Annotated in this window: 13 protein-coding genes, 1 tRNA gene and 1 rRNA gene; 11 read left to right on the forward strand and 4 right to left on the reverse strand. The window is 43.8% G+C overall.

Going from position 1 to position 12,217, the window contains the following annotated elements; all coding sequences use genetic code 11:
- Positions 1–69 precede the first annotated feature (69 nt).
- From rsfS to lipA, 10 genes are all read left to right on the forward strand, one after another.
- Complete coding sequence (rsfS, locus tag K5R16_RS17935) at positions 70–399, forward strand: ribosome silencing factor (protein WP_020913936.1); 330 nt, start codon at positions 70–72, stop codon at positions 397–399.
- Entirely contained in the window at positions 399–869 is a 471-nt protein-coding gene (rlmH, locus tag K5R16_RS17940; protein WP_220739168.1) for a 23S rRNA (pseudouridine(1915)-N(3))-methyltransferase RlmH, read from the forward strand. Before rsfS ends, rlmH begins: the two co-directional genes overlap by 1 nt.
- Before the next feature lie 84 nt (positions 870–953).
- Positions 954–2,810 carry a penicillin-binding protein 2 gene (gene mrdA, locus K5R16_RS17945; protein ID WP_220739170.1) on the forward strand — a complete coding sequence of 619 codons (1,857 nt, stop codon included), beginning with the start codon at positions 954–956 and terminating at the stop codon, positions 2,808–2,810.
- Entirely contained in the window at positions 2,807–3,913 is a 1,107-nt protein-coding gene (gene rodA / locus K5R16_RS17950) for a rod shape-determining protein RodA (protein ID WP_220739172.1), read from the forward strand. Before mrdA ends, rodA begins: the two co-directional genes overlap by 4 nt.
- A gap of 89 nt (positions 3,914–4,002) precedes the next feature.
- Positions 4,003–5,001, forward strand: a complete 999-nt coding sequence (gene mltB, locus K5R16_RS17955; protein ID WP_220739174.1) for a lytic murein transglycosylase B — start codon at positions 4,003–4,005, stop codon at positions 4,999–5,001.
- Entirely contained in the window at positions 4,988–5,776 is a 789-nt protein-coding gene (locus K5R16_RS17960) for a septal ring lytic transglycosylase RlpA family protein (protein WP_220739176.1), read from the forward strand. The genes mltB and K5R16_RS17960 overlap by 14 nt, the downstream gene beginning before the upstream one ends.
- A 103-nt stretch (positions 5,777–5,879) precedes the next feature.
- Entirely contained in the window at positions 5,880–7,052 is a 1,173-nt protein-coding gene (locus tag K5R16_RS17965) for a serine hydrolase (RefSeq protein ID WP_044556056.1), read from the forward strand.
- A 141-nt stretch (positions 7,053–7,193) separates the two neighbouring features.
- A complete protein-coding gene (ybeD, locus tag K5R16_RS17970) occupies positions 7,194–7,460 on the forward strand; it encodes a DUF493 family protein YbeD (RefSeq protein WP_020913943.1) in 267 nt (88 codons plus the stop codon).
- Positions 7,461–7,553: 93 nt separating this feature from the next.
- Positions 7,554–8,210 carry a lipoyl(octanoyl) transferase LipB gene (lipB, locus tag K5R16_RS17975; RefSeq protein WP_220739178.1) on the forward strand — a complete coding sequence of 219 codons (657 nt, stop codon included), beginning with the start codon at positions 7,554–7,556 and terminating at the stop codon, positions 8,208–8,210.
- On the forward strand, positions 8,207–9,172 hold the full coding sequence (lipA, locus tag K5R16_RS17980; RefSeq protein WP_220739181.1) for a lipoyl synthase: 966 nt from the start codon (positions 8,207–8,209) through the stop codon (positions 9,170–9,172). Before lipB ends, lipA begins: the two co-directional genes overlap by 4 nt.
- A 78-nt stretch (positions 9,173–9,250) precedes the next feature.
- On the opposite strand, the gene rimI is transcribed toward lipA, so the two are convergent.
- The 3 genes from rimI to K5R16_RS17995 form a co-directional block, all read right to left on the reverse strand.
- Positions 9,251–9,688: a ribosomal protein S18-alanine N-acetyltransferase gene (rimI, locus tag K5R16_RS17985; RefSeq protein WP_220739183.1), complete on the reverse strand. Its 438-nt coding sequence runs from the start codon at positions 9,686–9,688 to the stop codon at positions 9,251–9,253.
- Positions 9,688–10,035 (reverse strand): hypothetical protein, encoded by a 348-nt coding sequence (locus tag K5R16_RS17990; RefSeq protein WP_220739185.1) that lies wholly within the window; start codon positions 10,033–10,035, stop codon positions 9,688–9,690. The genes rimI and K5R16_RS17990 overlap by 1 nt, the downstream gene beginning before the upstream one ends.
- Positions 10,036–10,160: 125 nt before the next feature.
- Positions 10,161–10,237, reverse strand: a tRNA-Trp gene (locus tag K5R16_RS17995).
- A 319-nt stretch (positions 10,238–10,556) separates the two neighbouring features.
- Here K5R16_RS17995 and K5R16_RS18000 point away from each other — a divergent pair.
- Positions 10,557–11,507 carry a patatin family protein gene (locus K5R16_RS18000; RefSeq protein WP_220739186.1) on the forward strand — a complete coding sequence of 317 codons (951 nt, stop codon included), beginning with the start codon at positions 10,557–10,559 and terminating at the stop codon, positions 11,505–11,507.
- A 602-nt stretch (positions 11,508–12,109) separates the two neighbouring features.
- Here the strand turns inward: K5R16_RS18000 and rrf are convergent.
- Positions 12,110–12,217: ribosomal RNA gene (rrf, locus tag K5R16_RS18005) — 5S ribosomal RNA — on the reverse strand; the annotation flags it as partial.

A 12,217-nucleotide genomic window follows, 5' to 3' on the forward strand; every position in this document is an offset into this window, starting at 1 on the left:
TTCGCTATTAATCTACTACCTATTACCTGCTATACTATCGCGCTGTCTAAAAATTAATGGGGTATCCGCGTGGAAAGCGCCGAGCTAAAGCAATTTGTAATCGATAAGGTTGAAGACCTTAAAGCTAAAGATATTGTCGTCATGGACGTATCAGAGAAATCTAACATCGCCGATTTTATGGTGGTATGTACAGGTAACTCAAAAACACATGTAAAAGCAATCGCTGAAAATCTAGTGGTTGAGTCAAAACGTGCAGGCCTAAAGATTTTAGGTGTCGAAGGCCGTGAAAGCAGTGAATGGGTTCTTGTTGACCTAGGCGATGTCATCATGCACGTAATGCAAGACCAAACTCGTGACTTCTATCAGCTTGAAAAGCTATGGTCAGAAAAACCTGAATAATGAAAATTCAGTTAGTTGCAGTTGGGACCCGCATGCCAGACTGGGTCGAAACAGGTTTTAAGGAATATCAGCGCCGCTTTCCTCGAGATATGGCGCTTGAGTTAATTGAAATCCCCGCTGGCAAACGCGGTAAAAATGCCGATATAGCTCGTATCCTCCATAAAGAGGGCGAGTTAATGTTGGCGGCAATCCCTAAAGGCAACCATATAGTCAGTCTCGATCTTCCAGGTAAAAACCTGAAGACTCCCGAACTGGCTCAGCAGATGAACAAGTGGTTACTCGATGGCCGTGACGTTAGTCTGTTAATTGGTGGACCTGAAGGGCTCTCTCCTGACTGTAAAAAAGCAGCGGCGCAAAGCTGGTGCTTATCAGCGTTAACCCTTCCTCACCCTTTGGTTAGAGTGATTGTTGCAGAAAGCCTTTATCGAGGCTGGAGTATTAACAATAATCATCCGTACCACAGAGAATAATATCGACTTTACATTCAGTTAGTCTTACCTTAGCAGGAATAAGATATGTGCTTGCCACCTTTTTTTGAGCAGGAGAAAATGTAAGTGTCCCCTAGAAAGCGCATCACCATGAACGACCATGCAGCTGAAGCCTCGCTGTTTAAACGTCGCGCTCTATTTACTTTCCTTTGTGTTTTCGTTCTGCTGAGCTTGCTACTTGTCAACCTCTACCAGTTACAGATCCTCTCTTATAAAGATTACGAAACACGCTCAAACGACAACCGTATCCGAGTCGTACCTATCGCCCCGAGCCGCGGTCTTATCTATGATAGGCATGGCCAATTACTGGCAGAAAACCAGCCATTCTTTTCATTGGAAATGGTGCCTGAAAAAGTCAAAGACATCAGCCAAACCCTAGATAAATTAAGTCAAGTCATCTCTCTATCTAACGATGAAAAAGAGACTGTAATCGAAGCGCTTAAATATCACCGACGCTTCAAACCGCTAACCATCAAAAATAAACTCACCGAAGAGCAAGTCGCCGAATTTAGCGTCAATCAGCATCAGTTCCCTGGTTTTTCTATTGAAGCAGGTCTTAAGCGTCACTATCCCTATAATGGCTTAATGACTCATGCTCTGGGCTATGTAGGGAAAATTAATAGCCGCGATAAAAGCTCACTTGAACGCAATAACAAGTGGAGTAATTACGCTGCAACAAAGGATATCGGTAAACAAGGTATCGAAAAGTTTTATGAAAGTATGCTGCTCGGAAAGCCTGGACATCTCGAAGAGGAGGTCAACAACCGAGGCCGAACGATTCGTACATTAAAATCTGAGCCACCAACTCCTGGTCAAGATATCTATCTGACTTTAGATCTTAATCTACAGAAAAAAGCCATGGAACTCCTCAATGGACGCAGAGGCTCAGTAGTCGCCATCGATCCTCGAGATGGAGGCATCTTAGCGCTATTATCAAGCCCAACTTATGACCCTAATCAGTTTGTACACGGGATCAGCAGTAAAGCTTACAACGAACTGCTTAATTCGACATCAAAGCCGTTGATCAATCGTGCGACCCAAGGTCAGTATGCGCCGGCATCTACGGTCAAACCGCATCTTGCTTTACTTGGCTTAGAAAATAAAACAGTAAACCGCAAAACTCGTATTTGGGATCCTGGTTTCTGGCAGATCCCTGGGGTCGAGCGCAAATACCGAGACTGGAAACGTTGGGGCCACGGCTGGGTTGATGTTAACAGTGCGATTGTTAGCTCATGCGATACCTACTTCTATGACTTAGCATATAAGACAGGTGTTGATGCCATTGCCAACTTTATGGAGCCATTTGGTTTTGGTGAGCGCACCGGCGTCGATATTTTTGAAGAGTCCGCTGGGATCATGCCGTCCAAAGATTGGAAGCGTTTGCGCTACAACCAACCTTGGTATATTGGCGATACTATATCAGTCGGTATTGGACAGGGTTACTGGACGACTACCCCACTGCAGCTTGCCAATGCCACAGCGATAATGGCAAATAAAGGCCGTCGTTTTGTGCCGCATTTGCTCAAATCGATTCAGGATCAAACCGCTAAAATCGATTCCCCCGCAGATGAGCTTGCGCCTATTGTGCTTAAAGACCCAAAGAACTGGGACATTATTAACGAAGCAATGCGGGATACAGCCCATAAATCACGTTTCACGGATGCAAAATATACAGCAGCGATGAAAACAGGTACCGCGCAGGTGTTCAGTGTAGCCGAAGACGCCAAGTATGATGCCGATACGATTGATGAACGCCTCAGAGATAACGCCTTAATTATTGCTTATGCGCCCTATAAGAATCCTAAAATCGTTTTGGCTGTTGTGCTAGAAAACGCCGGTTGGGGTGGCGCGAATGCAGGTCCTGTTGCACGTGCTCTGCTTGATGAGTATTTACTAAGAGATTCATGGGATGACGAAAAATGAGTGCTCATAACAACCGCCCTAATATTTGGCAACGTCTGCATATCGATCTGCCGCTATTAATCGGCTTGCTTGCACTGATGGGCTTCGGGCTTGTCGTTATCTACTCTGCAGGTGGCGAAGATCTTGCGCTTATGGATCGTCAGTTAGTTCGTATGGGGCTATCACTGGTCATCATGTTTGCTGTGGCACAAATAAACCCTGAGATCTTGCGACGCTGGGCATTTCCCATCTATATCGCGGGCATAATCCTGCTGCTCGGGGTGCACTTTTTTGGTGAGATAAACAAAGGAGCCCAGCGCTGGCTAAACCTTGGCTTTATGGAGTTCCAGCCTTCAGAGCTCATTAAGCTTGCGTTTCCGATAACCATGGCATGGTATATCAGTAAGTTTCCACTGCCACCGAAAAAGCGCTATTTAGCTGGTGCTATTGTTATCTTATTAGTACCAACTCTACTTATTGCCAAACAGCCAGACTTGGGCACCTCCATTTTAGTTGCAGCCTCAGGCATTTTTGTACTATTTCTATCAGGCATGAGCTGGCGAATTGTTGGTGGCTGTGTCGGCGCGGTGTTAGCTATGCTGCCCGCTCTGTGGTTTTTCTTTATGCACGACTACCAACGCACACGCGTCATGACACTGCTCGATCCCGAAAAAGATCCACTGGGTGCGGGATACCATATTATTCAGTCAAAAATTGCCATTGGTTCTGGTGGCCTATGGGGTAAAGGTTGGCTAGATGGAACACAGTCGCAACTCGAATTTTTGCCAGAGCGCCACACCGACTTCATATTTGCAGTGATTGGCGAAGAGTTTGGCCTTATCGGTAGTTTACTGCTGCTAACACTGTATCTGTATGTTATTGGCCGCGGCCTAGTTATCGCCTCTCGTGCCCAAACCAGTTTTGCGCGCTTACTGGCAGGTAGTATTACTTTGACCTTCTTCGTTTACATTTTTGTAAACATCGGCATGGTTTCAGGATTATTACCTGTAGTAGGTGTACCTCTGCCATTGATAAGTTATGGTGGTACCTCAATGCTGACATTAATGACTGGATTTGGGATCTTAATGAGTATCCATACTCATAGACGCTTTATTGATAGATAACTGAACTCACGTTAAAAATTCACTCGATGGCGCTTTTAAATTCAGTCGAATTGATAAGCGCCAGTCGAAGTATAAGGATTGTAAAACAGATGAAACTGTTGCATCGTATTCTAGCGCCAATAGCGCTAACTCTGCTATCAGGCTCCGTATTAGCAGATCCAATCGAGCCTAATGTTGCTGAACTTAAAGCAGAGTTTATGCAAACTCAAAACGCTAAAGGCTTTAGCGACGAAGAAACCCAGGCATTTATTGATAATGCTGAATTTAACCAAGCAGTCATTGATGCGATGACCAAGCCATGGGAAGCTAAGCCTTGGCATCAATACTACCCCATTTTTCTAACCGAAAAACGCTTAGATGCTGGACTTAAGTTCTGGAAAGAGCATGCCGACACCATTAAAAGAGCCTCAAAAGAGTTTGATGTCGACCCACAAATTATTGTAGCCATAATTGGGATTGAAACCTTTTATGGCGGCTATATGGGCAACTACCCAGTTAAAGATGCCTTATATACCCTAGGCTTTCACTACCCGCCAAGAGCCACTTTCTTCAGAAAAGAGTTTGCCAATTTACAAGAACTTGTCAAAGAAGAAAACCTTGATATTAACAACCTAAAAGGTAGCTACGCTGGTGCGATGGGCTTCGGTCAATTTATCCCATCCAGCTACCGTCATTACTCAGTGGATTTTGACAAGGACGGTAGCCGGGATCTGCTGAATAGCCCGGTCGATGCCATTGGCAGTGTCGCCAACTACTTCCATCAGCATGGGTGGCAGAAAAATCAGCCAGTAGCGCTGGAATTAACGTTAAATAAAGCATTACCTGCTACAGTGAAAACTTGGGCTGGAGAGAAGATGCACTACCAAATTGCAGACATATTATCTCCAAATGTAGCACTCGCTAAATCAATGGACATCGATATTTCCCAGCCTGGTCTAGTGATCAAACTTGAACAGCAAGATCATGATGAATATTGGTTAGGCCTGAAGAACTTTTATGTCATCACCCGCTATAACCGCAGCCCTTTATACGCAATGGCGGTATACCAGTTTAGCCAGGAACTTAAGCAAGCTTATGCAACGTATTAATCTTCTCCTTATTCTCTGCATCGCCGGCTTGCTAGCAGCCTGTTCGAGTAGTGATAAAAGCCGTTACGATATTGCTGACGATAGAGCGCCAACATCAGCTCCAGACGTTTCAAAAGTTGAAGATGCACATCCCAGATTTGAGCCTTATAGCCGTGGTGGTAATAGAAAGAACTACACGGTTTTAGGCAAAAATTATCAAGTAATGGATAGTGGTGAAGGTTACCAAGCTAAGGGGATTGCTTCGTGGTATGGCAGTAAGTTTCATGGCCATTTGACCTCTAACGGTGAAACCTATGATATGTACTCTATGTCAGCGGCGCACAAGAGCTTACCGCTACCGAGTTACGTAAAAGTCACCAATCTTAAGAATAACAAAACAGTCATTGTTAGGGTGAATGACCGCGGCCCGTTTCATGAAGATCGACTTATTGATTTATCCTATGCTGCCGCTCACAGACTCGACATGCTCAAAACAGGCACTGCAAATGTTAGCCTAGAGGTTATCTATATTGCAGATCCCGAATCAATAGCATTGGCAGAACTTAAAGGTACTGAGCTTCACTTTATCCAAGTTGTGGCATCTTCTAATAAGTCCCGTTTAGAGCTACTTGCGAAAGATCTTGAGCAGAAGTATCAAGTTAATAGCCGCCTACAACAATCTAATAATTTATACCGTTTGCAACTGGGGCCCATAGGTCAACAGCAGCTAGCCACAAAACTGACGGAAAAACTTAAACAGCAGGGGTACCCACAAAGCTATTTAATCACTGAATGAAACAAGATTAATGAACCTATGGCGAATTACCTTGTCGACTAATGATATACTTTGTGGAACTTCGCTTTCATCTTACCTAAACATAAAGACGTGCATTATTAATATGAATTTATTAAACCAACCAATAAAAACGCTTTTGCTCGCGACCTCAGTCGCCGCCTTTTCTGCACAAGCAGCTCCTGTAGTAACCCCTAATGCACCGACTGTTGCAGCCAAAGCATATGTCCTTTTGGACTACAATACCGGACAGATTATTGCTGAAAACAACGCTTACGAAAGCCTTAATCCTGCCAGCTTAACTAAAATGATGACCAGTTATGTTATTGGTCATGAAATTAAAGTTGGCAATGTATCGCCATCGGATGAAGTAACGATAAGTAAGAATGCTTGGTCAAAAAACTTCCCCGATTCATCAAAAATGTTTATCGAAGTAGGCAAGACTGTCTCAGTAGAAGAGCTTAACAAAGGCATCATTATCCAGTCTGGTAATGACGCTTGTGTTGCGATGGCTGAGCATATTGCTGGCACCGAAGATGGCTTTGTTGATCTAATGAATTCATGGGCGAAGCAGCTTGGCATGCAAGACAGCTACTTTGAAAACTCTCACGGTCTTGATTCTGATAATCACAAAACCACCGCCTACGATATGGCCATCTTAGGTGCGGCGATCATTCGTGACGTCCCTGAAGAGTATGCTGTTTATAAAGAGAAATCGTTTACTTATAACGGCATTAAACAGTATAACCGTAATGGGCTTTTATGGGATAAAAGCTTAAATGTTGACGGCATTAAAACTGGCCACACTTCTGGCGCGGGTTACAACCTAGTGACCTCAGCGACAAAAGATGGCATGCGTTTAATCTCTGTGGTTATGGGAACTAAGAGCGAAACAGCCCGTAAAGCAGAAAGTAAAAAGTTACTTAACTATGGCTTCCGTTTCTTTGAAACTGTAACTCCTTACCAAGCAGGCGACAGCTTCGTCACCCAAAAAATTTGGTACGGCGACAGAGAAACAATCGATTTAGGTGTCACTACAGATACCCCAATCACGATTAGTCGCGGTCAAGCTAAAAACTTGCAAGCTAACTTTGAACTAACAAAAGAGTTAAAGGCGCCAATCGCTAAAGGCGAAACAGTTGGCCGTATCTACTTCCAGCTAAATGGTAAAGATATTGCTCAATTCCCGCTGGTCACACTGCAAGAAGTGAATGAAGGCAGTTGGTTTAGCCAGCTAATGGATTACTTTAAGCAGATGTTTGAAGGCTGGTTTAGCTAACAGTATCAACGCTGACAGAAGCCACCTTAGGGTGGCTTCTTGCGTTTAGTCCTGCTGAATTTACCTGTAGCGAGATAACTAACCTTGAATTCGTTATAATTAGCACCATATTAAGGTTATTGAAATTGTCGAGAGTAAAAAATGTTAGATACTAAATTTGATGAGTTAATGGAGTTTCCTGCTTCTTTCCCATTTAAAGTTGTCGGTGATGCCAGTGATACCCTACAAGACCGCGTTGTTGCCGTAGTACAGGGTCTAGCACCTGGCGATTACGCACCTTCTACTAAAGCATCAAGCAAAGGCACCTATTACTCTGTAACTATCCGTGTGACGGTTACAAGCAAAGAGCAAATAGAAAAATTGTACACTCAACTTGCCGAACTTGAAGGTGTTAAGCGCGTCTTATAAATATTACTCATTACTGATAAATGTGATCTGTCTTACATTTATCAATTTGAGGCGTATAATAGCGGCACTTATATTTGAGGGGAGAGGTTGCCCTTGCTAGAAAGCACTTTGCATATTCGCCATTTGGGTCGCCAAGATTACGAATCGGTGTGGCATGCTATGCAGCATTACACCGATAATCGTGATGAAAATAGCCAAGATGAGATCTGGGTTGTTGAGCACACGCCTGTATTCACTCAAGGCCAAGCAGGTAAGAGCGAGCATATCTTGAATCCTGGAGATATTCCGGTGATCCAAGTTGATCGTGGTGGACAAGTTACCTACCACGGCCCAGGGCAACTGGTTATTTATCCTCTGCTAGATATCAAGCGCCTGAAAGTAGGCGTGCGCCAACTTGTTACTCACATCGAACAAAGCATCGTCAACATGTTAAAACGCTATGATGTAGAAGCTTACGCAAAAGCTGATGCACCAGGTGTATATGTTGAAGAGCGTAAAATTGCATCTCTGGGTCTTAGGATCAGAAAAGGATGCTCTTTCCATGGATTGGCCTTAAATGTGGATATGGATATGTCCCCTTTTCAACGTATCAATCCATGTGGCTATGCCGGTATGGAGATGATCCAATGCAAACAGCTAGGCGGCCCGCAAACCGTTGAAGAGGCTGGCAAGCAATTAGTTGAAACCCTTAGCCAAGAGCTCGGTTTAGCAGACCTAGTTCACCATCAAGGATTACCTGAGTCATTATGAATAGGCCTGAAAGATTACAACCTGGCGTTAAATTAAGAGATGCCGATAAAGTTTCACGCATTCCAGTGAAAGTTGTGCCGTCTGAGCGTGAAACAATGCTTAGAAAGCCAGACTGGCTACGGGTAAAACTGCCAGCTTCAAATCAACGTATCACTGAGATAAAGCAGGCTCTGCGTAAGAATGGTCTGCACTCTGTTTGTGAAGAAGCCTCGTGCCCTAACCTCTCGGAATGTTTCAACCATGGTACTGCAACCTTTATGATTTTAGGTGCTATCTGTACTCGTCGTTGTCCTTTCTGCGATGTTGCTCATGGTCGCCCACTTAAGCCTGATGGCGAGGAGCCGAAGAAGCTTGCTCAGACCATCAAAGACATGAAGCTTAAGTATGTGGTTATTACTTCTGTCGATCGAGATGATCTTCGTGATGGTGGTGCTCAACACTTTGCTGATTGTATTCGTGAAATTCGTCTACTCAACCCTGAAATTAAGATTGAGACATTAGTCCCTGACTTTCGAGGTCGTATCGATAAAGCACTCGATATCTTGGCTACTGAGCCACCAGACGTTTTCAACCACAACCTCGAAACAGCACCAATGCATTATCGTAAAGCGCGTCCAGGTGCGAACTATCAGTGGTCGCTTGATCTATTGAAAAAGTTTAAAGAGCGTCACCCTGATGTTCCAACAAAATCAGGTCTGATGATGGGTCTTGGTGAGACTAATGAAGAGATTGCTCAAGTATTGCACGATCTGCGTGCTCATAACGTTGAAATGTTAACACTTGGTCAGTACCTACAGCCATCTAAGTTCCATTTGCCGGTTGAACGTTACGTGCCGCCAGCTGAATTTGATGAACTGAAAGATTTAGCTGAAAGCATTGGATTTACTCATGCAGCCTGTGGTCCTTTGGTTCGTTCAAGCTATCATGCTGATCTGCAAGCACAGGGCAAAGAAGTAAAATAACTTTGCTTATGCTCTACCGATTAAACAGATTAATTGGAATAGAGATAAAAATAGCGCCGTTTGGCGCTATTTTTTTATTTATAAAGCTAGAGACATCAAAATAGCATCTTCGGTGCCACTATCAGTTTTGTAATAACCTTTACGACCGCCTGAGCGTTCAAAGCCTGCTCTAACATACAGTGCTTGTGCACCGACTGCAGACTCACGAACTTCTAGCATTAGTACCTCCGCATCTTTTTTGCGAGCAAGGCTTATAACATTATCAAGCAACGCTTTACCGTAACCTTTACCTTGATGAACAGGCTCTACACAGATATCCATCAATGTCGCATCTTCAAAGATTTGATGCAGGATCGCAAAACCACATAATGCATCGTTCTGGTAAATGCCTACGCAACTATAAAGCTCACCAAAACAACTCTTAATCGTCGACTCTGTCATAGGGTGACTATGGGCGCTAGCGGCGATAAGAGCCATCTCAGACGAAGAATTGCCAGAAAGAGCAACAAGGTTCATCAAGATCCCTTACGCTTCAAAAATGGCTGCATATTGCGCCATAGCGCTTTTTTAGCTTCCGGATTCGTTTCAATCTCATTAATTGGCGCAGAAAGTAACATCTCAGTGCTAACCGATGATTGTTTGCCACGCATATCCCAAATGACTTTTACATTGGCTTCAGCATTTGAAGCAAAGCGAACATGCTCACGATCGTAGCCCATCAACTCTAATACCTTAGTGATGATCGGACTACTCGTTTCGGTAAGCCTACGAGGGTTCACTAGCACCATAGATAATTCAGGCTTTAATTCTGGTTTAACCCAACGGGTAACTCCCATCGCATCTAGGTAATCGCTCGATTTCATATAAGACCAAAGGTAATAGAGACAAACAAGAATAACAGTTCACTTGCAGGCTTGTGAAGGCATCTAGCATTTAGTTAAATCCTAGATGCAAAAAAGCCGAGCTAATGCTCGGCTTTTTCTTTATTTGGCAGGGGTGGGGAGATTCGAACTCACAACATCCGGTTTTGGAGACCGGCGCTCTACCAATTGGAGCTACACCCCTGTTGACGAGACGCATTATGCGTAAACTGGCCTAAAAGGTAAAGTACTTTTTCAAGCAAAAGTTATCGACTGCTCTCTTTTCAATCAAAACAGTTAAAGCAAGTACATTTAGCAGACAAAGCGGCTCCTATTAACCCTAAAAAGCTCATCTATGCAGCAACGGACACATATGAAAGAGAGGTGATAGGTAAACTCTATCTGGGCAATTTGTTTAATCAATTATACAACAAGCTGAGTAAGCGTTAAATTTTCCTTAATTCTAGCCAAGCTTCCATCGTATTTCCTATGGCCTAGCTTTAACATCCCAGAGAGTAACCATAATGACTAGTGACACTAATACTCCCATAGCCCAAACGGCTTTGGTCGCTGAGGGCGGGGGGCAACGAGGTATTTTTACCGCGGGGATTTTGGATAGCTGGCTAGAACAAAACTTTAATCCTTTTAGCTTATTAATCGGCACCTCTGCCGGAGCACAAAACCTATCAAGTTATATCACCCAACAGCCAGGCTTCGCGCATCGAACAATCACAGAGTTTTCTAGCGATCCTAAGTTTTTTAGCTTAAGCCGACCACTAAAGGGCCAAAACACGGTTGATCTAGATTGGTACTTTGACCAAGTGAATAGCAAATCAAAATATAAAGCTAGCATTCAACTCGACACAAACAAGGGTCATCAAGAGCTAAACCGTCGGCAATTACTCATATCGACGACTAACAGCTCAAATTACCAAGCTAGCTTTTACCAACCGAATAAAGACAATTGGCTGACGTTACTTAAAGCATCAAGTGCATTGCCCATGCTATATAAAGAAGGGGTTAAAATTGATGATGAATATCAAGTTGACGGAGGGCTTTCTGCGCCACTTCCTGTGGAGGAGGCTTATAAGCGCGGTGCTAAAAAAATAGTCGTGCTACGCACCTTACCCAGAGAGTATGCTGCTCATACACCATGGATAAATCGATTAAAATCTTGGATCTGCACATCAAACCAATGCCCTAAAGCAATCGATTTTTTTGTACACCACCAATATGCCTACCGAGATGCACTACGATTTATAGAATCACCACCTAGTGATCTTGAGATAATCCAAATATTCCCTAATCGGAGTCTCAAAAGCAGGTTAATCGGCAGCAAAAAAATTGCATTACAATCTGATTACTTACTTGGTAAACAGGCTGGAGTTGCGTTTATCAAACAGCACGCTAACGCTTTAACCCAAACTCCTCCGGTTAGCATTATCACTCCACGTAAAACATTACGTTACAGCTAGTTGTGGTATCTATACTTTAACAGCTCATTAGTTATAAATCGCAGACGTAAAAAAGCCCGTTGCGTTAGCAACGGGCTTTCTACTCTCTTACGAGAAATTAGGCGCCTGGAAATGGCCAGCTTCGAGCGAGCTCTCCGCGCTACATAAGTGCATGAAGCTACGCTGCATAAACGCACTCACTTCGCCCTACTATCACATGTAATGATGCATGCTTCGCATGCGCTTTCAATTTCCCCATGTTCGAGTCAGTAATTCAAAAGCTGATAAACGAAAAAATCCCTAGCGCAGAGCACTAGGGATTTATCGGTATTAGGCGCCTGGAAATGACCTACTCTCTATTATCCCCGCAGGGGATACATGGGGGCGAAGAAGGCCGGTTTTGAATGCAACGCATTCATGGACTTAGTAGCGCGAGTAACTTGTTACGAAGCTGGGAATCCCGCTCAGCGGCGGATTGACGTCGAGGTAGGCATTTATGCCTGCTTAAGTGAAGAAGCTACCTTTAAAGACAACTAATCAATACTCAAAAGCACTTTATTAATTTATAAACTCCAAACGCAAAAAAGCCACCTTAATAAGGTGGCTTTTTCACTTAATTGAGCGTCTGGAAATGACCTACTCTCACATGGGGAAACCCCACACTACCATCGGCGATACTGTGTTTCACTTCTGAGTTCGGAATGGGATCAGGTGGGACCACAGCTCTATGG

Origin of the sequence: Shewanella sp. c952 (assembly GCF_019654975.1) — a bacterium.
Lineage (GTDB): Bacteria > Pseudomonadota > Gammaproteobacteria > Enterobacterales > Shewanellaceae > Shewanella.

Bases quoted from the DNA above. Each gene is read 5' to 3' on its own strand.
- rlmH (WP_220739168.1), top strand. From the start codon at position 399: ATGAAAATTCAGTTAGTTGCAGTTGGGACCCGCATGCCAGACTGGGTC.
- rodA (WP_220739172.1), top strand. From the start codon at position 2,807: ATGAGTGCTCATAACAACCGCCCTAATATTTGGCAACGTCTGCATATC.
- mltB (WP_220739174.1), top strand. From the start codon at position 4,003: ATGAAACTGTTGCATCGTATTCTAGCGCCAATAGCGCTAACTCTGCTA.
- K5R16_RS17960 (WP_220739176.1), top strand. From the start codon at position 4,988: ATGCAACGTATTAATCTTCTCCTTATTCTCTGCATCGCCGGCTTGCTA.
- K5R16_RS17965 (WP_044556056.1), top strand. From the start codon at position 5,880: ATGAATTTATTAAACCAACCAATAAAAACGCTTTTGCTCGCGACCTCA.
- ybeD (WP_020913943.1), top strand. From the start codon at position 7,194: ATGTTAGATACTAAATTTGATGAGTTAATGGAGTTTCCTGCTTCTTTC.
- lipA (WP_220739181.1), top strand. From the start codon at position 8,207: ATGAATAGGCCTGAAAGATTACAACCTGGCGTTAAATTAAGAGATGCC.
- rimI (WP_220739183.1), bottom strand. From the start codon at position 9,688: ATGAACCTTGTTGCTCTTTCTGGCAATTCTTCGTCTGAGATGGCTCTT.
- K5R16_RS17990 (WP_220739185.1), bottom strand. From the start codon at position 10,035: ATGAAATCGAGCGATTACCTAGATGCGATGGGAGTTACCCGTTGGGTT.
- K5R16_RS18000 (WP_220739186.1), top strand. From the start codon at position 10,557: ATGACTAGTGACACTAATACTCCCATAGCCCAAACGGCTTTGGTCGCT.